Below are 17,306 nucleotides of genomic sequence, written 5' to 3' on the forward strand. Positions count from 1 at the left end.
GGAGGGGGTGAGAGCGCGAAAGCCGGTGCGGTCGCTACCTGCTGAGCCCGTGGCCCGCGCCTCTGGCCTCGGTGTCGCGCGGGTCGGCCAGTGGTTCCGCTTCGTAGGTGAGGCGGACAACGCCGTCGAAGTGGCGTTCGGCACGGGCACGCACGCCGAAGACCTGGTGGAAGAGTCCCGGTGTCAGCACGTCGAGAACGGGTCCGCAGGTGACGAGGCGCCCGTGGTGGAGCACGGCGAGGCGGTCGCAGAGGCGGGCGGCCAGATCGAGGTCGTGGAGTACGGCGAGGGTCGTGATCCCGGTGGCGCGGATCAGGCCGAGAAGCTCGAAGCGGGCGCGGATGTCGAGGTGGTTCGTCAGTTCGTCGAGCACGAGCAGTTCGGGGTCCTGCGCGAGGGCGCGGGCGAGCAGGACCCGCTGCCTCTCGCCGCCGGACAGTGAGGTGAGGTCACGGTCGGCGAGCGCGGCGATGCCGCAGCTCTCCAGGGCCTCGGTGACCGCGTGCCGGTCGCTCTCGCCGTCGCGTCCGAGGACGCCGTGGTGCGGGGTGCGGCCGAGGGCCACCGTCTCGGCGACGGTCAGCCCGCCAGCGCCGGCACCGTCCTGGAGCACGGCGGCGGTGTGCCGGGCGGCGGCGCGCGCGGAGAGCCGCCACACGTCCTGCCCGTCCACCCGGACGACCCCGGCGACCGGCCGGAGGGAACGGTAGACGGTCCGCAACAGGGTCGATTTTCCGCTTCCGTTGGGCCCGACGAGGCCCACGATCTCGCCCGGGCCCACGTCGAGGCCGATCTCGTGCAGGACGGGCGTGGCGTCGAGCGATACGTGCAGTCCGTCCACAGTGAGCTTCATGCGGCGTCGAGTCCCTTGTTGCGGCGCAGCAGCCAGAGGAAGAAGGGGGCTCCGAGCAGCGCGGTGAGGATGCCCAGCGGGAGTTCGTTGGGCCGGTCGAGGGTCCGGGAGAGCAGGTCCACGAGGACCAGGTAGACGGAGCCGAGGAGCGCGCTGAACGGGAGGAGACTGCGGTGGTCGGCGCCCCGTGAGAGCCGCACCAGATGCGGGATCATCAGGCCGACGAAGCCGATGCCGCCCGCGACCGCGATGAGGGTCCCGGTGAGCAGGGCACTCGCCACGAGCAGCAGCGCGCGCGTGCGGTGCACGTCCACGCCGAGCGACGTCGCCGACTCGTCGCCCGCGAGCAGCGCGTTGAGGCGCCGCCCACAGAGGGCGAGCAGCGCCGTACCGAGCAGCACCACAATGGTGACGGTGGGAAGCTGACTCCAGCGGGCCCCGGACACGCTGCCCAGCATCCAGAACATGACCCCCCGCAACTCCGTCGGGGTAGCACGTAGTTGAACGAAGCTCGTTGCGGAGAGCAGGACATAGCCGACGGCGACCCCGGCGAGGACGAGCCGCGTGGGCGCGAGCCTCCCTCCGCGCTGCCCGAGCGCGAAGACGAGCAGCCCTGCGAGGAGCGCGCCCACGAAGGCGGCGCCCGACACCCCGATCCCGCCGAGCCCCGCCCCGCCGAGCGTCATGACGAGGACCGCGCCGAGCGAGGCTCCCTGCGAGAAACCGAGCACGGTGGGGTCGGCGAGCGGGTTCGCGACGAGGGTCTGGAGCACGGCCCCGGTGACGGCGAGTCCCGCCCCCACGACGGCCGCGAGGACCACACGCGGGGTACGGAACTGCCACACGATCTGATCGAGCGCCACGTCGTCGACCGGACCCCGGCCGCTGACGTGATGGACGAGGACCGTCCACACGTCGCCGACCGGGACGTTGACGGCGCCGATACCGACCGCGAGAACCATCGAGACCAGCAGGGCCGCCGTGAGCCCGAGCGTTCCCGCCCACAGGGGGAGGCGGCTCAGAAGGCGTCGGGATGGAGCATCTTCGCGATCTTCTGGACTGCCACGTCGTTGCTGGGGCCGAGGTACATCGAGTCGGACAGCACCACGAACTTGTTCTTCTTGGCCGCGGTCCACTGGGGGAACTCCTTGAGCAGCTTCTTGGCGTATCCCGCCGGGTCCGGGTCGTTGTAGCTGACGACGACGAGGGCGTCGACGTCGGTGGCGGCGACCTTCTCCTTGCTGAGGTCGGCGAAGGACGATTTCGACGCGCTCGCGAAGGCGTTGGAGCCGCCGGCCTTGGCGAGGATGTCGTTGTAGATGCCGTGCGCGGCGATCGAGCTGAAGTCGTTGCCGCCCATGACCATGTTCGAGAAGATCACCATGACCTTCGGCCTCTTCGCCCCCGCCACCTTGGTGGCGACGTCGTCGATGTTCCGCTTCTCGGCGGCCACGATCTTCTCGGCGCGGTCCTCGACCCCGAAGATTTTGCCCATGTCGCGCACGAGCGTGTAGCTGTCGTCGATCGTCAGGCCCAGGTTGTCCGCGCCGCAGCCCTCGGGCGAGACGTAGGTGCGCGCCCCGGCCTCCTTGAGCTGTTCCCGCGTCGCGAAGCCGTTCTTCGCGTCGAAGCCGTAGGCGGTGGTCGAGAGGACGAAGTCGGGACGCAAGCCGATCATCGCCTCGCGCGGGATGTCGAAGGCGTCGTTGGGCTTCACCCCGCCGGTCGGCAGTTTCTTGATCGCCTCCGCGCGCCCGGGCACCTCGGACATGCCGTAGGACTGCTGGTTGGAGACGATGCGCTCGCCCTGACCGAGGGCGAGCAGCGTCGAGACCTCGGCGACCGATGCCCCGTTCATGACGACGACGCGGCTCGGCGCCTTGTCGAACTCCTGCTCCTGACCGCAGTTCTTCAACGCGACGGGGTACGCATCCTTCGCGGCCGGAGAGGCGGCGGCACTTCGCGCACCGGCCTTCCCGGGGTTCTTCGTCTCGCCCGAGTCGCCATCGGAGCAGGCGGTGGCGCTCAGGCAGAGAAGGCCCGCGAGGGCGATGGCCGCCGGCCGGGGAGTCGGCATGGAAGTTCTCCTCGTTCGTCAAGTGGCTGGTATTGGGATGCCGTTGCAGGAGTCGGCGCGGAGTGCGGAGTAGTTCCCGGTGGCGGGGTGTGACGCGGCTCTCCACGCGGTGCCTCACATGTCGTGGGGACGCGCGCGCTCCGTGCGGAAGCGCGGGAACTCCCTGCCGCCCGGAGCGGACTTCTTGAGCGCGGCCGGATTCTCCCGGTCCGTCGGCGAAACAAGGAGGAGACCATGACTCTGCGGGTGCAGATCCTGCTGTACGACGGTGCCGAGGAACAGGACTTCACCGGTCCGCGCGACGTGCTCGGATGGGCCGCCCACGAGAGTGCCGACGTATCGGCCCGGTACGTGCGCGCTTCGGGCCCCGGTGAGGTGACGACCCTCTTCGGCACGCGCCTGATCGTGCCGGACGTGTGGGAACCGGAAGCCGGAGACGTGGTGATCGTGCCGGGCGGTGACTAGTGGCTGATCGAGGACGCCGCCACGCACCGCGACCTGGTCCGTGCCCAGAAGGCCGGAGTGACCATCGCGGGCGTGTGCACGGGAGTGATGGTCCTGTCGGCGGCCGGGCTCACCCGGGGGCGGCCGTGCACGACCCACCACATGGTCAAGTCCGAACTCGCCGCCCAGGGCGACACGGTCGTGGACGCGCGCGTCGTGGACGACGGCAACCTCGTGACCGCGGGCGGCGTCACGAGCGGCATCGACCTCGCACTGTGGCCCGTGACGCGCGAGTGCGGCCCCGACCTCGCACTCGCGGTCGAGCGGATCATGGAGTACGAGCGGCGCGGAACCGTCTGGCACGCCGTCTGAGCGAGGTGAGAGCCCGCCGGTCGCGGCCCGTACCGGGGAGGCGGGCGTGGCGACGCCCCGAGACCGGCGGGCGGGCGCCGGGCCACGTTCGGGAAGGCGCATTCCCCGTGGCCCGGCGAGACCGCATCCTGACACGGACCGACCGCTGTCATGGCCTGTCACGGTCGTAGTTCGCCCGTGAGGATCGTCCTACGCCCGCCGGGGAACCCATCGCCCTCCGGCGCCGACTTCCTTCCTCACCCCTTTTCTCCGCCGCGCCGTGGTTCCCTTCCCGGACAACTTCCGTCCCAGGGCTCTTCCGGCGACCCCGGGCCCTCGTACGTTCCGGGGTGACCCGCGTCACACTCCGTGTGCGGGAACTCACGCATGCCTCGCACCGACTCCTGTACGTCACCGTCCCACCGGTCCACGCACAAGGAAGAGCCGATGACCGAGACCCCCGCAGCCCCGCCGCCCCGGCAACGACAGGGCGGTGCCACCGATTCCGCCGCCGGATACTCCTCTTCCGCCGAGGGCTTCGCGACGCCCGCGCCCAAGAACGGCGGCGCCTGGAGCGGCCTGCGCCCCCTCCTGCTGCGCCTGCACTTCTACGCGGGCATCCTGATCGGCCCCTTCTTGCTCATCGCGGCCGTCACGGGGCTGCTGTACACGGCCACCCCGCAGATCGAGTCGGTCGTCTACCGCCACGAACTGAAGGTCACCCCTCACGGGGAGGCCCAGCCCCTCGCCGCGCAGGTCGAAGCCGCGCGCGAGGCGATACCCGGCGGGCAACTGGTCTCGGTCACCAAGGGAGCGGGACGCGAGGACACCACCCGGGTCACCTTCAACGTCAAGGGCCTGCCCGAGGGCTACTCGCAGACCGCCTTCGTCAATCCCTACGACGCGCAAGTCCGCGGCACACTGCGGACGTTCGGCGAGTGGCTGCCGGTGCGCTCCTGGTTCGACAGCCTGCACCGCACACTCCACCTCGGCGACTTCGGCCGCAACTACAGTGAGATCGCCGCGAGCTGGTTGTGGGTCGAGGTGCTCGGCGGTCTCGCGCTCTGGGCGGGATCGCCGCGAGGGCGCGAGCGCCTGCGCAAGCTGTTCGTGCCGAGCCGGGGCCCCAAGGGCCGTAAGCGCACACTGTCCTGGCACGGAGCGGTCGGGCTGTGGGTCTCGATCGGGTTCCTGGCGCTGTCGGCGACAGGGCTCACATGGTCCGCGCACGCCGGCACGAACATCGGCAAGATCCAGGACTCGCTGGGCGGTGCCACGCCCGCGGTCTCGACGGTCACCGGGCGCGGTGAGAGCTCGGACGCCGTGGACGACCCGGGCGGGCCGGGTGCCTCGGACCCCTCGCAGGCTTCCGCGCCGAGGATCGATCTCGACGAGGCGGTCCGTATCGCCCGCTCCGAGGGCCTCAAGGGCAAGCTCGTCATCACCCCGCCCGCCGACGCGAAGAGCACCTACGTCGTGGGGGAGAACACCCGGCACTGGCCCGAGCAGCAGGACTCGGTCGCCATCGACCCGGCCACCGGCAAGGTCACCGACAAGCTGGCCTTCGACGACTTCCCGGTCCTCGCCAAGCTCACCCGGTGGGGCATCGACGCCCACATGGGACTCCTGTTCGGGCTCGCCAACCAGATCGTGCTCGCTCTCATCGCCGTCGCCCTCATCGGAATGCTCTTCTGGGGCTACCGCATGTGGTGGCTGCGCAGGCCCACCCGCGCGAGCGGAAGGAAGGTCGGCAGGCCACCGACGCGGGGTGCCTGGCGGCGCGTCCCCGGCAAGGTCATGGCCCCCCTCGTCGCCATCGGCGCAGTGCTCGCGTACTTCCTCCCCTTGTTCGGACTGCCCCTCGTCTGCTTCCTGCTCGTGGACCTGACGCTCGGCCACGTACGGCGCCGCCGGCGCGAGCCGAGCCCGGCGGGCACCGGACCGGTACCCGAGGAGAGCCCCCGGGACGAGAACCCCAAGGAGATGGCCCGATGATCGCCGCCACCGGGCTGCGCTGGATACTGACCCTGCTCTTCTGCACCCTCGCCGCCCACGGCCTGTGGCGCGCCCTCGCGGCACGCTCCCACTCCTGGAGCGCCCGCCTCGCGCACGGCCTGCACGCCGTCATGGCCCTCGCGATGTTCGCCATGGCCTGGTCCTGGGGCATGAACCTGCCGACGACTCCGCAGGTGGTGTTCTTCTCCGCCGCCGCCGCGTGGTTCCTGCTGGTCGCCCTCGGCCTGCCGAACGCGACCGAGTCGCGCGGGCGCGCGCTCGTGGCGGCTCTTCCGCACGCCGTCATGACCGCCGCCATGGCCTGGATGGTCGCCGCGATGTCCTCGGGCATGTCCATGGACGGCATGGGCGGGGGACACGCGCACGACATGCCGGGGATGGACATGTCGGCCCCCGGTGCCCTCGCCTCGATGACACTCAGCGCCACCGGCGACCGCTGGAGCGCGACCCTCTTCGCCCTGGTCCTCCTCGCGCTCGCCCTGTGGTGGCTCGCGCGCGGCTTCGACACAGGGCGCCTGGCTCCCCGTGCGGCGGCCCCCGGCGTTCCGGGCACCGGCGCGGCATCGAGCGGCGCGGTGCACGCGGCCTGGGACCTGGGCTGCCACGGCCTCATGGCGTTCGGCATGGCGGTGATGTTCGTCGTCATGGTGTGAGGCCACGGAGCGCGGGGGAAGGCGGACTCCTGTCGCACGGCTCCGGAGCGCGGCGGCTCCGGGGGGTCGGTGTGGCAGGAGTCCGTTGTGTGACGCGGGTCACGCGCCGGTCGGGGAACTCGCGTCGCGCGGCGTCCGACTCCTGGACCGTACGTACGCACCACAAGCACCATCCGCACCACCCGCACTCATGCCGGAGCCCCGCTCATGGACCACTCGGTGACGCCGCCCGCAGGACGGCGTGCCACCCCCGCGCCGTACGCGCTGCTCGGGGGCTTTCTGCTGCTGCTCGCCGCCCTCTTCACCGTTTCGTACGGGGCCGGGCACCTGGCCGGACCCGTCGCCCCCGACCTGCGCGGGGTCTCCCACCACGACGCGGACCCCGGTTCGCAGCACGGGGACGGCATGAGCGGAATGGGGCACTGATGGGCCGCGAATCCGCTCCCCGTACGGCGCCCGAGCCCGGCCTCGCCACCACGGATCTCGTCGTCGGCGGCATGACGTGCGCCGCCTGCGTGCGCCGGGTCGAGAAGAAGCTCGGCGCGCTCGACGGCGTCAGCGCCACGGTCAATCTCGCCACCGGCACGGCGCGGGTGAGCCACCCGGACAGCATCGGACCGGACGCGCTCGTCGCCGCCGTCGAGAAGGCCGGCTACACCGCCCGGCTTCCCGAGCCACCCGTCTCGCGGGTCGGCACGAAGGAGGACGAGGAACCCGAGTCGTCTCCCCTCCAGCGCCTTCTGGTCACCGCGCTCCTGGCCGTCCCCGTTCTCGTGCTGTCGATGGTGCCCTCCTTCCAGTTCCGCGACTGGCAGTGGCTGTGCTTCATGCTCGCCGCGCCCGTGGCCGTCTGGAGCGCGTGGCCCTTCCACGAACGGGCGTGGCGCGGACTGCGGCACGGCGCGGCCACGATGGACACCCTCGTCTCGCTCGGCGTCCTCGCCTCCTTCGGCTGGTCCGCCTACGCCCTCTTCCTCGGCGGCGCGGGCGACCCGGACATGCGCATGGCGTTCACACTGCTGCCGACCGCCTCGGACGGCATGGCCCACGTCTACCTCGAAGCCGCGGTCGGCGTCCCGCTCTTCGTCCTCGTCGGCCGCCACCTGGAGGGCCGCGCCCGACAGGGCACCTCGGCCGCTCTGAGGGCGCTCGCCGAGCTCGGTGTGAAGGAGGTGACGGTACGCGACGGAGCCGTCGAACGGACCGTCCCGGCCGCCCGCCTGGCAGTCGGCGACGTCTTCCTCACGCGTCCCGGGGAGCGGGTGGCCACGGACGGTGAGGTCGTCGAAGGCGTGTCCGCAGTGGATCTCTCCCTCGTGACCGGTGAGACGCGGCCCGTCGAGGTCGCCGCCGGCTCCCCTGTCACGGGCGGAGCGGTCAACGCGGGCGGACTCCTGCTCGTACGGGCGACGGCGGTCGGCGCGGACACCCGGCTCGCGCGGATCACCGCACTCGTCACCGACGCCCAGGCCGGGAAAGCGCGCGCCCAGCGGCTCGCCGACGCGGTCGCCGGGGTCTTCGTGCCCGTCGTCCTGGCCCTGGCGGTCACCGTGCTCGGCTTCTGGCTGGGCGCGGGTGCCGACCCGCAACCGGCCTTCACCGCGTGCGTCGCCGTCCTCGTCGTCGCATGCCCCTGCTCGCTCGGCCTCGCGACGCCGACCGCGCTCATGGCGGCGACCGGGCGCGGAGCGCAACTCGGCGTCCTCGTCAAGGGCCCGCAAGCGCTCGAAGCACTGCGCCGCATCGACACCGTCGTCCTCGACAAGACCGGCACGCTGACCACGGGACACCTCACCGTCACCGCTCTCACGGCGCGCACCGACGGCCCCGGACCCCAAGAGGTGCTGCGGCTCGCCGCAGTCGTCGAGACGGGCTCGGAACACCCGCTGGGACGCGCACTCGTCCTGCACGCCGAACGCTCACTCGCCGAAGGCACGGTAGGCGGTGCGGCGCTGAAGGACTTCTCCGCCACCCCGGGCAACGGCGTCCGCGGCCACGTCGAGGGGCGCCTCGTTCAGGTCGGCGCCCCCGAGGGCGAGCTGCCCCCCGAACTCGCCCGCGGGCTCACCGCCGCCTTGGACGCCGCCCACACTCCCGTCCTCGTCCGGATCGACGGACGCCCGGAGGCCCTCATCGCCCTCGGCGATGTCGTACGCTCCGGCAGCTACCACGCCGTGGACCGGCTCCGACGCCTCGGCATCCACCCCGTCCTCGCCACCGGCGACCAGGAGGAACCCGCCCGCGCCGTCGCCACCGCCCTGGGCATCGCCGAGACCTACGCGCGCTGCACTCCCGAGCGCAAAGCCGAACTCGTCCGCGCCCTGCGCGCCGACGGCAAGCGCGTCGCCGTCGTCGGCGACGGCGTCAACGACGCGGCGGCACTCGCGAGCGCGGACCTCGGCATCGCCATGGGTACCGGCACGGACGTCGCCATCGGCGCCGCCGACGTCACCCTCGTACGCGACGACATCGAAGCGCTCGCCGACGCCGTCCGCCTCTCGCGCCGAACCCTGGCCACCATCCGGGGAAACCTGCTGTGGGCCTTCGGGTACAACGTCGTCACGATCCCGCTCGCCATGGTCGGCCTGCTCAACCCGATGCTCGCCGCCGCCGCGATGTCGCTCAGTTCCGTCCTCGTCGTGCTCGGGAGTCTCCGCCTGCGCCACTGGCAACCGGCGCCCGCCGCCGCCCGCCGGCGCCCGTCCCCGAGGGCGGCCTTCTGATGCCCGGCACTTTCACGCGCCTGCGCGCCCCGCTCACCGCTGTCGGCGTCCCCGTCCTCGCCTGCGGCCTCGCCCTCGCCGGTCTCGGCACCTGGGCGGCGAGCGGACGCGCCGGCAGCCCCGCCCACGTCACCGTCACGAAGGCGTACGTCTACCAGCCGCTCGGGACGACCCCGGAGACCGCCGCCTTCTTCACCCTCGGCAACGACGGCGGCTCCGCCGACCTGCTCACCGGCCTGACCTCGCCCGACACCGTCACGTCCCCCGCGCTCAGCCGCCACCGCATGACGACCTCCGGCGCCGCCTACCGGCAGCCTGTGAACTCCGTGCCCGTCCCGGCCGAGAACGGGCTCACGATGGGCCCCCACGGCGTCGACGTGACCGTACAGCCCAAGAGCACGTGGCATCCCGGCGACCAGGTCTCCTTCACCCTGCGCTTCGCCCACGGCGCGCCCCTCACGGTCCGTGCCGTCGTGGTCCGCCCCGGCGCGGACACGGACGGACTGCCCCGCCCGTAGGACACCGCGCTCATGACCCCCGCAAAGGCGGTATTTCCTCTCCGTATATGCCGGGACTTCCCGCCATGCGCGACCTTCCCGGCAATAGCGGCGAGCGGGACACCCTGCCATGTCGCCCGCCGCCCCGTGATGGGAGGATGAGGCGCCATGGAAGCCGGACCGGTAGGACGTGTGCTGAGGGCGGCGATGTTCGCCGCCGTCTCCGTCACGCTCGCCGCGACCGGCCACGTCCTCATGTCGGCGACGCCGCTTCCCGTCTGGGTGCTCGCCGTCGCCTTCCTCTCCCTCGCGCTCCCCGGCTGGTGGTTCGCCGCCCGCGAGCGCGGCCCCTGGCTCGTGACGGCTCTCGCCGTCGCCACCCAGGGCGTCCTGCACAGCGCCTTCACCGCCGCGCAGTCCGCCCTCGGCCCGGTAAGCGGGACGGGGATGCCGACGGCCGCGCGCACGACGTCCCCGTACGACAACTTGTGCTCCGTCGACGACAGCGGCCTCGCGGGCGGGACTCCGGGAGCCGACCCCGCGGCGGGTACGCACCACTCCGCCATGGCCGGGATGAGCGACATGGCCGGTATGGACCACTCCGCCATGGGCCACATGGCGAGCATGGACCACTCGGGCTCGCTTGTGTCCATGGCCCACATGGGCCATGACATGGGCGGTATGTCCTCGACCGGCATGCTCGCCGCGCACGTGCTGGCCGCGCTGATCTGCGGCATCTGGCTCGCCCACGGGGAACGCGCGGTCTTCCAGGTCCTGCGCGCCGTCGCCGGCTGGCTGCGTGCCCCGCTCCGCCCCCTCCTTACGGCCCCGCTGCCCGCGCCGCGCCGCCGCCTGCGTCCCCGCAAGGGACTGAGCGACCGGCTGCCCCAGGGCCTGCGCTGCGCCCGCGCCTTGGAACGGCGCGGGCCACCCGGGGTGCTCGCCGCGTTCTGACGACGCGGCAGGCATTCCGGAGGACGTACCCCACCCGGCACGCGACCGGCCACCGACCGGCCGCCCGGTGGCGTACCCGCACGGAGCGGCGGCCCGCACGCGTTCGCGACGGCGAGCCGTACCCGCATCCGTACGGGGCGTCCTCCGGCACACCCGGCCCCCGAGGGCCAGGGTGCCCCGTTCACCGGAGATCCGGAACCGTGCGCAGGTCAGGCTCGCCCCGCCGCGTGCCCCGTGCGCCACCCACGTGTTCCGCCGTCCCCGGACCGATCCGTGAAGGACTCACCTGGCGATGAACACCACGCTGCCCGCCCCGCGCGGGCCACAGCGCGCCACCGTCCTCGTACGGGCCCTGCACCGCGATGTCGTGCGGTACGTGGCCCACCTCTCGGCCGACCCCCAGGCAGCCGAGGACCTCGCGCAGGACACCTTCCTGCGCGCGCTGCGGACACTGCACCGCTTCGAGGGCCGCTCCTCGGCCCGCACCTGGCTGCTCGCCATCGCGCGCCGCGCAGTCGTCGACGACTTCCGCAGGGCGGCCGCGCGCCCCCTGCGCGCCGACACCGACGACTGGTGCCTGACCGTCGAGCGGAACCAGCCGACCGGACTGCCCGGCTTCGAGGAAGGGGTGGTGCTCCAGGACCTCCTGGCGGCGCTCCCGTACGACCGCCGCCAGGCATTCGTGCTCACCCAGCTCCTCGGTCTCTCCTATGCGGAGGCCGCCCGCGAGGCCGGCTGCCCCATCGGCACCGTCCGCTCCCGGGTCGCACGGGCGCGCAGCGCCCTGACCACGCGACTGGAACAGGGAGAGGAGGAGACCGAAAGCCGGGCCCTCGCGGCATAGCCCGGCCGCATTCCGGAAGCGTGCGGACGGGACGGGAAGCCGCACCCCGTCCGCACGCACAAGGATTGGGCTGGACGCGCGCCCGCTCCGTCCTCGTCCCGGCGGGCGCACGTCCCCCTCGGTAGTCGGCGCGGTACCGAGGGGAGTTCCCCGGTTACGCGGAGGGACGACAAGAGTGAACTCCCGGCCATACGCGGGTACATCCGCCTCGTCCAAGGCCGCCACCAAGAGCGCGGCCCCGGCGGAAGGTGTCCCCATGACCCACGAGCCCAGCGTCCTCGACCTGACCTCCCTCGAACCGGTTGCCACGTTCTGCGGCAACTGCAATTGCGGCTGCCCCCAGCTCTTCGTGGACCCCGCCGCCACCGAGGATCGCCGGATCGTCCTCACCGACGACTTCGGCCAACGCGTCCAGATGAGCCCCACCCAGTTCGCCGACCTCGTGAACGAGGCGAAGGCGGGCAGCCTGGACGGCGTGTTCGCCGCCTGACGGTGCGCTGCTGCGGAAAACCCTCAATCTCGCGCTAGGCAGGACGCCGGCCCGCGGACGACTCCCTGGTGGCTCCCTCTGCCTCAAAGCTACTCGTGGGCAGTGGGGGCCACGTCCGCCCCCGCGAGCATCGAGTGCCACCCCCCCAAGGCTGATCGCTTTCACGCCGGCGTGTTCATCGCCCCGGCGGCTTCCTCATCACCGTGGCCCCCACAACAAGCCTGCTTGTACGACTCCCGCCGTGCTCGGCTGAGTACGCCGACGCGCACTTGTCTGAGGGCAGTCGGCCCGCGTCTCCCTCCTCGCTTCACTCAACCGGTCGCGATCCGTGGCAGAGGGTTTGCACGGCCTCGGAACTGCGGAGGTGGCCCAAGGGGGTCGCGGCGCACGTGATGTGGGCAGTCGGTCTGGCCGCGGCGCCTGGCCGACACCAAGATGGACGAGGGCCATAACGGCGCCGTAGGCGGTGAGGCGACGGGTGATGGCCGGGCCCAGGCCGTCGGTTGCGCCCGGCGACCAAGGCGGTGCGGCAGTTGGAGAGGCGGCTGGGAAACACCAGCCCTCCTCAGCGCGTCGCGCGTGGGATTCCTTGAAGGCAGTCGCCCTCCCATGTTGCTGCTCGTTGAATGCGTGATGTCCGTGGGGTCAGCAAGACTTCCGTCATGATGACTACGCTGAGGGTGGCAACTGTGGTTGCGGGGGCCCTCCTCGTGCTTTGGGTATGGGATTTATGGTGCCGGAAGCTATGGCCGCCCTTGCGTGAGCAGACTGTAGAGCGGGTCCGCAGACGACGGGACGCCTTCGCACGGGAACGAACCTCGATTTTCATCGAGCAGACCTGCGCGACAGTTGCTCCTGTCACGAGTGGGCATGTGCCGGACAATCTGCCGGGGTTGGCTCCCCAATGTGTGCTGCTGTGGTGGCAGAGGTTCCTGACTCAGGTGCCGATGATGCTGACCCTCTGGGTGATGATGGCCACTGCGGTGACGGGCGGTTCAATCCTGAACGGCGTGGTCGACGCGCTGCGATGGGGCACATGGAAGGTGACGTCTGTCACGACATCGCGCGGGCGTGTCTGGGACAGTCCACCCGGCCTTGCCTTCGGACTGCGGGTCGTGCTGTTGCTGTTCCTCGTTGTCACAGTGATCGTTGCCGTGCGCGGCGTGAGCCTTTTCTTCCATGGAAGCGAACGAGCGAAGCGGGAGCGCGAGCGACGGGAAAGGCAGAGGGGCGAGCGGGGTGACTTCCTGCCGGTCGTAGTTCTATTGGTGTCCGCCGCACGGTGCAGTCGCGCACATCAACAGTGGTCGCAGGGGACTGGCGTAGCTGGGGTCCCGCGCGTCTCGATGCGGTCCGCCGAACGCGTCATCTGGCGGGCGTACAAGACGCGTTACGTCGTGTCGGAATCGAATTGGCGAAACACGATTGGGCTCGCGGAGATCGGCACTCAGCACCGCAGAGTCCTCAAGACGCATGCTGCGCAGGTGGTCGGCGCACTGCGGGCGGCTGAGGCTCGGCAGGACGCCGAACCAGCCGAGGCATTGAGGGAATTGGCTGTCATGCTCGTGATCATCGCGGAGCGATACGCGGAGGGACGACTCGGTCGGCTTCTCGACCAAGACCGTCTGGACCCAGCGATCTCCGCGACCCGGGGAGAGTACCTGCGGTTCTTCGGCCTTGGTGCTGGGGTCGTCGCTGCTATGACTGCGGCGGTCTCCTGCGGGATCCCCTCTGACGCCTTGGGCCCTCTGCTGGGCTTCGTCATCACATTCGGAGCGGTCATCTTCCTCCGAGGGCGGATGCCCGCCCCTGCGGATCTTGTCGACATTCTTCGCGGCGCGGACCGGGCCTGAAGCGCAAGCGCGCTTTGCCATGTGGCCTTGCGAGGAAGCTCGTTCGCGCGGCGTCGGTGCCGTCTGCCGGCAGGAGCGACGGACGAGGAGCCGATCGGAAGCCGGGAACCTTCGTCGGCTCCCCAATAGCGGCTCCCAACGACTCGGATAACCGAACACCGGCGCGAACAGTCATCTGGTGCGAACCCCCTTTTCGTGCCGAACGAAGAGCGCACCAAGTCGTGTTCGGCGGCTACTCTGGCAGTTGCCTTAACGGAGTTTGGTGGACACGAACGTGGACAACCCGGACCGGCAGGTCCGGCTGAGCTTCTTGGGCTGAGCTTTCCGGGGCGGGCGGGGCCGGTCGGTGGGGCCAGGTGACCGGGCCGGGGTGCCGGGCGCGCGGGCGGCCTGGGGCGTCGGGTGTGCGGACAGCCGTACGCGGTGCCGTTCCCCGTGCCGCGAGCGCCGCGAGTGGTCGCGGGAGGGAACGCGCGGGCGTGCTCGTAGCCCCGGCGTTCCTCGGAGGGGTCCGCCCTCTTCGTCTTCCGGGGGTCCGCCCGTCCCTGCCCGGGCGGGGCGGGACGGGCGGACCCCCGGCGGCGCGTGAGGTGCCGCCGGGACTCCCGCCGGACGTCAGGAAGCGGCCGGGAAGCGGTCCCAGACGCGGTGTGTCCGCAGGAGGGTGGTGAGCTGCTCGAACACCTCCGTGCCCGAGCCGCCGAGCACCACGCCCGGCGCGTCCTGGGGCACCCCGGCCGCCGCGAGGGCCGTCTCGGCGCCGGCCCAGCCGCCGATCGCCTTGCCGTGCCGGTACGCCTCGTCGAGCAGCAGGGAGAGCCGGGGCTCGACATCCGCGCCCTGGGCGCCCGTCTTGGCGTCCCGTACCGGCAGCGCGTCGGCGGCCGGGGCGGGGGCGCCCGCGACGAGCAGCGCGTCGAACTCGACGGACCGCGCGGTCGTGAAGGTCCGCTGCACCGGGACGCCGTCGAGCGTGCCGCCCGCCGGAGCGATGACCAGCGGCACCATGGAGGCCGCGAACACCGCGTCGCGCAGCGCCCGTACGCCCTCCGGGTCGGCGCCCGGCGCGACGACGACGCCGATGATGCGGCCGTCGGTGGGCCACTCCTGGCCGAGCTGCGAGAGCGCGGGGCTCACGAGGCCGTCGTCGGAGCCGGTGGCCGGGGCCGGGGCGGGCAGGCCGAGCGAGGCCGCGACCTCGGAGCAGAGCCGCTCGTCGATGTGCGCGAGCGTGAGCAGGACGCGTTCCTTGACCGCCTGCTCGTAGCACTTGCCCAGCTCGAAGCTGTACGCGCCGATGATGTGCTCCTGCTCGACCGGGCTCATGCTGCGCCAGAACAGGCGCGGCTGGCTGTAGTGGTCGTCGAAGGACTCGGGCGCCTCGCGGACCTTGCGCGAGGCGGCGACCGGCGCGGGGACCTCGATGTCGGCGCCCTGCGCCGAGCCCGGCAGGAAGGGGCAGCCGCCGTCGAGCGAGTTCGGCCGGTACGGGGCGACGCCCTGGTGCACCGCCGTCTGGTGCATCCCGTCGCGCAGCATGTCGTTGACCGGGGCGTGGGGGCGGTTGATGGGCAGCTGGGCGAAGTTGGGGCCGCCGAGCCGCGTGATCTGCGTGTCCAGGTACGAGAAGAGGCGGCCCTGGAGCAGCGGGTCGTCCGTCACGTCGATGCCGGGGACGAGGTGGCCGAGGTGGAAGGCGACCTGCTCCGTCTCGGCGAAGAAGTTCGAGGGGTTCCGGTTGAGGACGAGCCGCCCGATCGGCCGCACGGGAGCGAGTTCCTCGGGGACGATCTTCGTGGGGTCGAGCAGGTCGATGCCCTCGAAGGTCTGCTCCGGGGTGTCGGGGAAGGTCTGGATGCCGAGTTCCCACTCGGGGAACGCGCCCGCCTCGATCGCGTCCGCGAGGTCGCGCCGGTGGAAGTCCGGGTCGGCGCCGGCCGCGAGCTGGGCCTCCTCCCACACGAGGGAGTGCACACCGAGCTTCGGCTTCCAGTGGAACTTCACGAGCGTCGTCTCGCCGGCCGCGTTCTGGAGCCGGAAGGTGTGGACGCCGAAGCCCTCCATCATCCGGTAGGAGCGCGGGATGCCCCGGTCGGACATGTTCCACAGCGTGTGGTGGGTCGCCTCGGTGTGCAGCCCGACGAAGTCCCAGAAGGTGTCGTGCGCGCTCTGCGCCTGCGGGATCTCGCGGTCCGGGTGCGGCTTGCCCGCGTGGATGACGTCCGGGAACTTGATGGCGTCCTGGATGAAGAACACCGGGATGTTGTTGCCGACGAGGTCGAAGACGCCCTCCTCGGTGTAGAACTTCGTCGCGAAGCCCCGCGTGTCGCGCACGGTGTCGGCGGAACCCCGCGAGCCGAGCACCGTCGAGAAGCGCACGAAGACGGGGGTCTCGACGCCCTCGGCGAGGAACGCCGCCTTCGTCACGCCGCTCGCGGTGCCGTAGCCGGTGAAGACGCCGTGGGCCGCCGCGCCGCGCGCGTGCACGACACGCTCGGGGATCCGCTCGTGGTCGAAGTGGGTGATCTTCTCGCGCAGGTGGTGGTCCTGGAGGAGGACGGGCCCGCGCGGACCCGCCTTGAGCGAGTGGTCCGTGTCGTGCATCCGGTCGCCCTGCGCGGTCGTCAGCCACTCGCCCTGCTGGGCCACCGCCTTCTGGGGCACGCCGGTGGGCGCGCCCGTCGGGGTTCCGGTCGCCGGACCGCTCTGGTCGCCCTTCGGGGGCGCGGGCTCGCGCGGCTCGACCGGCTCGGCCACCTCCGGGGTGACGGTCGACGGCACGCCGGGGACGTGGTGCTCGTCGGAGGACTCCGGCGGCACTGCCAGGGGGTTCGTGGGCATGGGGAACAGCCTCTTCTCGTACGTGGGGGGCGGGCCGCGTGCTGCGGGCCGCCCCCGGGGTACCCGGCGCACGGGGACTCACGCGTGTTCTTCGCCGATTGGGGCTGGGCGGGTGAGGCCGCGTCATCCCCCGGTCGCCGGCGGCTTGGGAACGGCCATGTTTCACCCGCGCAGCGGGGGAACCCACCCCGGGAGTGACGAAGGCGGGACGGCCCCGGCCGGAGAGGGAGCGACATGACGGAGCGAAGGGGCGGGGCGGCCTCGTACGGGACGGCGGGCCACGGCGAGGAAGGTACGAGCGTGTGCGAGACGGTCTTCCGGCACATCCGGGCGAGCGGAGTGCAGGTGCCGGTGGCCGCCCGGCTCTCGTACGACACGAGACGGCCGTACGAGGTGGCGCTCGACCTGTGCCCGGCGCGGGACCGCGAGGTGCGCTGGGTGCTCTCGCGCGACCTGCTGCTCGCCGGGACGCGTACGCGCAGCGGGCTCGGCGAGGTGCGCGTCGCACCCGTGCCGGGTCCGGGGCGGGAGGGGGCGGTCGTGGTACGGCTCGGGGTGCCCGGCGCCTCGGCGTCCTTCGCGACGGACCGGCACGTGCTGCGGCGCTGGCTGGCGTACACCGAGGAACTGGTGCCCGTGGGCACCGAGGCGGCGCGGATCGACTGGGACGAGGTGGCGGCGCGACTGCTGCGCTGACGGTGCCGTGACCG

Annotated in this window: 16 protein-coding genes; 12 read left to right on the forward strand and 4 right to left on the reverse strand. The window is 71.9% G+C overall.

Features of this window, described 5'->3' with window-relative positions; genetic code table 11:
* Nucleotides 1–34: 34 nt before the first annotated feature.
* Genes IF99_RS0111790 through IF99_RS0111800 form a run of 3 tightly spaced genes read right to left on the reverse strand, consistent with a single transcriptional unit; the run spans nucleotide 35 to nucleotide 2,930 of the window.
* Entirely contained in the window at nucleotides 35–853 is an 819-nt protein-coding gene (locus IF99_RS0111790) for an ABC transporter ATP-binding protein (RefSeq protein ID WP_030996366.1), read from the reverse strand.
* Nucleotides 850–1,815, reverse strand: a complete 966-nt coding sequence (locus tag IF99_RS0111795; RefSeq protein WP_030996367.1) for a FecCD family ABC transporter permease — start codon at nucleotides 1,813–1,815, stop codon at nucleotides 850–852. The genes IF99_RS0111790 and IF99_RS0111795 overlap by 4 nt, the downstream gene beginning before the upstream one ends.
* A 56-nt stretch (nucleotides 1,816–1,871) precedes the next feature.
* Nucleotides 1,872–2,930: an ABC transporter substrate-binding protein gene (locus tag IF99_RS0111800; RefSeq protein ID WP_030996368.1), complete on the reverse strand. Its 1,059-nt coding sequence runs from the start codon at nucleotides 2,928–2,930 to the stop codon at nucleotides 1,872–1,874.
* Between the two features lie 234 nt (nucleotides 2,931–3,164).
* On the opposite strand from IF99_RS0111800, the gene IF99_RS30740 reads away from it, so the two are divergent.
* From IF99_RS30740 to IF99_RS30755, 11 genes are all read left to right on the forward strand, one after another.
* A complete protein-coding gene (locus IF99_RS30740) occupies nucleotides 3,165–3,395 on the forward strand; it encodes a hypothetical protein (protein ID WP_037826794.1) in 231 nt (76 codons plus the stop codon).
* A 33-nt stretch (nucleotides 3,396–3,428) separates the two neighbouring features.
* The gene (locus tag IF99_RS30745) at nucleotides 3,429–3,746 is read left to right on the forward strand and encodes a DJ-1/PfpI family protein (RefSeq protein ID WP_267882241.1); all 318 of its coding nucleotides are present in this window, start codon (nucleotides 3,429–3,431) and stop codon (nucleotides 3,744–3,746) included.
* A gap of 426 nt (nucleotides 3,747–4,172) precedes the next feature.
* The gene (locus IF99_RS0111810) at nucleotides 4,173–5,720 is read left to right on the forward strand and encodes a PepSY-associated TM helix domain-containing protein (RefSeq protein WP_051703454.1); all 1,548 of its coding nucleotides are present in this window, start codon (nucleotides 4,173–4,175) and stop codon (nucleotides 5,718–5,720) included.
* Nucleotides 5,717–6,394 (forward strand): DUF5134 domain-containing protein, encoded by a 678-nt coding sequence (locus IF99_RS0111815; protein ID WP_030996370.1) that lies wholly within the window; start codon nucleotides 5,717–5,719, stop codon nucleotides 6,392–6,394. The genes IF99_RS0111810 and IF99_RS0111815 overlap by 4 nt, the downstream gene beginning before the upstream one ends.
* A gap of 207 nt (nucleotides 6,395–6,601) precedes the next feature.
* Nucleotides 6,602–6,820 carry a hypothetical protein gene (locus IF99_RS0111820; RefSeq protein ID WP_030996371.1) on the forward strand — a complete coding sequence of 73 codons (219 nt, stop codon included), beginning with the start codon at nucleotides 6,602–6,604 and terminating at the stop codon, nucleotides 6,818–6,820.
* Nucleotides 6,820–9,117: a heavy metal translocating P-type ATPase gene (locus IF99_RS0111825; RefSeq protein ID WP_030996372.1), complete on the forward strand. Its 2,298-nt coding sequence runs from the start codon at nucleotides 6,820–6,822 to the stop codon at nucleotides 9,115–9,117. Before IF99_RS0111820 ends, IF99_RS0111825 begins: the two co-directional genes overlap by 1 nt.
* Nucleotides 9,117–9,635 (forward strand): copper chaperone PCu(A)C, encoded by a 519-nt coding sequence (locus tag IF99_RS0111830; protein WP_030996373.1) that lies wholly within the window; start codon nucleotides 9,117–9,119, stop codon nucleotides 9,633–9,635. The genes IF99_RS0111825 and IF99_RS0111830 overlap by 1 nt, the downstream gene beginning before the upstream one ends.
* Nucleotides 9,636–9,782: 147 nt before the next feature.
* Entirely contained in the window at nucleotides 9,783–10,568 is a 786-nt protein-coding gene (locus IF99_RS0111835; RefSeq protein WP_030996374.1) for a hypothetical protein, read from the forward strand.
* A 292-nt stretch (nucleotides 10,569–10,860) separates the two neighbouring features.
* Complete coding sequence (locus IF99_RS0111840) at nucleotides 10,861–11,412, forward strand: sigma-70 family RNA polymerase sigma factor (protein WP_051703455.1); 552 nt, start codon at nucleotides 10,861–10,863, stop codon at nucleotides 11,410–11,412.
* Nucleotides 11,413–11,668: 256 nt separating this feature from the next.
* On the forward strand, nucleotides 11,669–11,902 hold the full coding sequence (locus IF99_RS0111845; protein WP_030996376.1) for a hypothetical protein: 234 nt from the start codon (nucleotides 11,669–11,671) through the stop codon (nucleotides 11,900–11,902).
* A gap of 755 nt (nucleotides 11,903–12,657) precedes the next feature.
* A complete protein-coding gene (locus IF99_RS30755; protein WP_158716595.1) occupies nucleotides 12,658–13,755 on the forward strand; it encodes a hypothetical protein in 1,098 nt (365 codons plus the stop codon).
* A gap of 615 nt (nucleotides 13,756–14,370) precedes the next feature.
* Here the strand turns inward: IF99_RS30755 and IF99_RS0111855 are convergent.
* The gene (locus IF99_RS0111855) at nucleotides 14,371–16,596 is read right to left on the reverse strand and encodes a catalase (RefSeq protein ID WP_030996378.1); all 2,226 of its coding nucleotides are present in this window, start codon (nucleotides 16,594–16,596) and stop codon (nucleotides 14,371–14,373) included.
* Between the two features lie 234 nt (nucleotides 16,597–16,830).
* Between IF99_RS0111855 and IF99_RS30760 the strand changes: the two genes are divergently transcribed.
* A complete protein-coding gene (locus tag IF99_RS30760; RefSeq protein WP_051703456.1) occupies nucleotides 16,831–17,292 on the forward strand; it encodes an SsgA family sporulation/cell division regulator in 462 nt (153 codons plus the stop codon).
* Nucleotides 17,293–17,306: the final 14 nt, after the last annotated feature.

Source organism: Streptomyces sp. NRRL F-5630 (assembly GCF_000719475.1).
GTDB lineage: Bacteria > Actinomycetota > Actinomycetes > Streptomycetales > Streptomycetaceae > Streptomyces.

Excerpts from the sequence above, each read along its gene's own strand:
- IF99_RS0111790 (WP_030996366.1), bottom strand. The coding sequence starts at position 853 with ATGAAGCTCACTGTGGACGGACTGCACGTATCGCTCGACGCCACGCCC.
- IF99_RS0111795 (WP_030996367.1), bottom strand. The coding sequence starts at position 1,815 with ATGGTTCTCGCGGTCGGTATCGGCGCCGTCAACGTCCCGGTCGGCGAC.
- IF99_RS0111800 (WP_030996368.1), bottom strand. The coding sequence starts at position 2,930 with ATGCCGACTCCCCGGCCGGCGGCCATCGCCCTCGCGGGCCTTCTCTGC.
- IF99_RS30740 (WP_037826794.1), top strand. The coding sequence starts at position 3,165 with ATGACTCTGCGGGTGCAGATCCTGCTGTACGACGGTGCCGAGGAACAG.
- IF99_RS0111810 (WP_051703454.1), top strand. The coding sequence starts at position 4,173 with ATGACCGAGACCCCCGCAGCCCCGCCGCCCCGGCAACGACAGGGCGGT.
- IF99_RS0111815 (WP_030996370.1), top strand. The coding sequence starts at position 5,717 with ATGATCGCCGCCACCGGGCTGCGCTGGATACTGACCCTGCTCTTCTGC.
- IF99_RS0111820 (WP_030996371.1), top strand. The coding sequence starts at position 6,602 with ATGGACCACTCGGTGACGCCGCCCGCAGGACGGCGTGCCACCCCCGCG.
- IF99_RS0111825 (WP_030996372.1), top strand. The coding sequence starts at position 6,820 with ATGGGCCGCGAATCCGCTCCCCGTACGGCGCCCGAGCCCGGCCTCGCC.
- IF99_RS0111830 (WP_030996373.1), top strand. The coding sequence starts at position 9,117 with ATGCCCGGCACTTTCACGCGCCTGCGCGCCCCGCTCACCGCTGTCGGC.
- IF99_RS0111835 (WP_030996374.1), top strand. The coding sequence starts at position 9,783 with ATGGAAGCCGGACCGGTAGGACGTGTGCTGAGGGCGGCGATGTTCGCC.
- IF99_RS0111840 (WP_051703455.1), top strand. The coding sequence starts at position 10,861 with ATGAACACCACGCTGCCCGCCCCGCGCGGGCCACAGCGCGCCACCGTC.
- IF99_RS0111845 (WP_030996376.1), top strand. The coding sequence starts at position 11,669 with ATGACCCACGAGCCCAGCGTCCTCGACCTGACCTCCCTCGAACCGGTT.
- IF99_RS0111855 (WP_030996378.1), bottom strand. The coding sequence starts at position 16,596 with ATGCCCACGAACCCCCTGGCAGTGCCGCCGGAGTCCTCCGACGAGCAC.
- IF99_RS30760 (WP_051703456.1), top strand. The coding sequence starts at position 16,831 with ATGACGGAGCGAAGGGGCGGGGCGGCCTCGTACGGGACGGCGGGCCAC.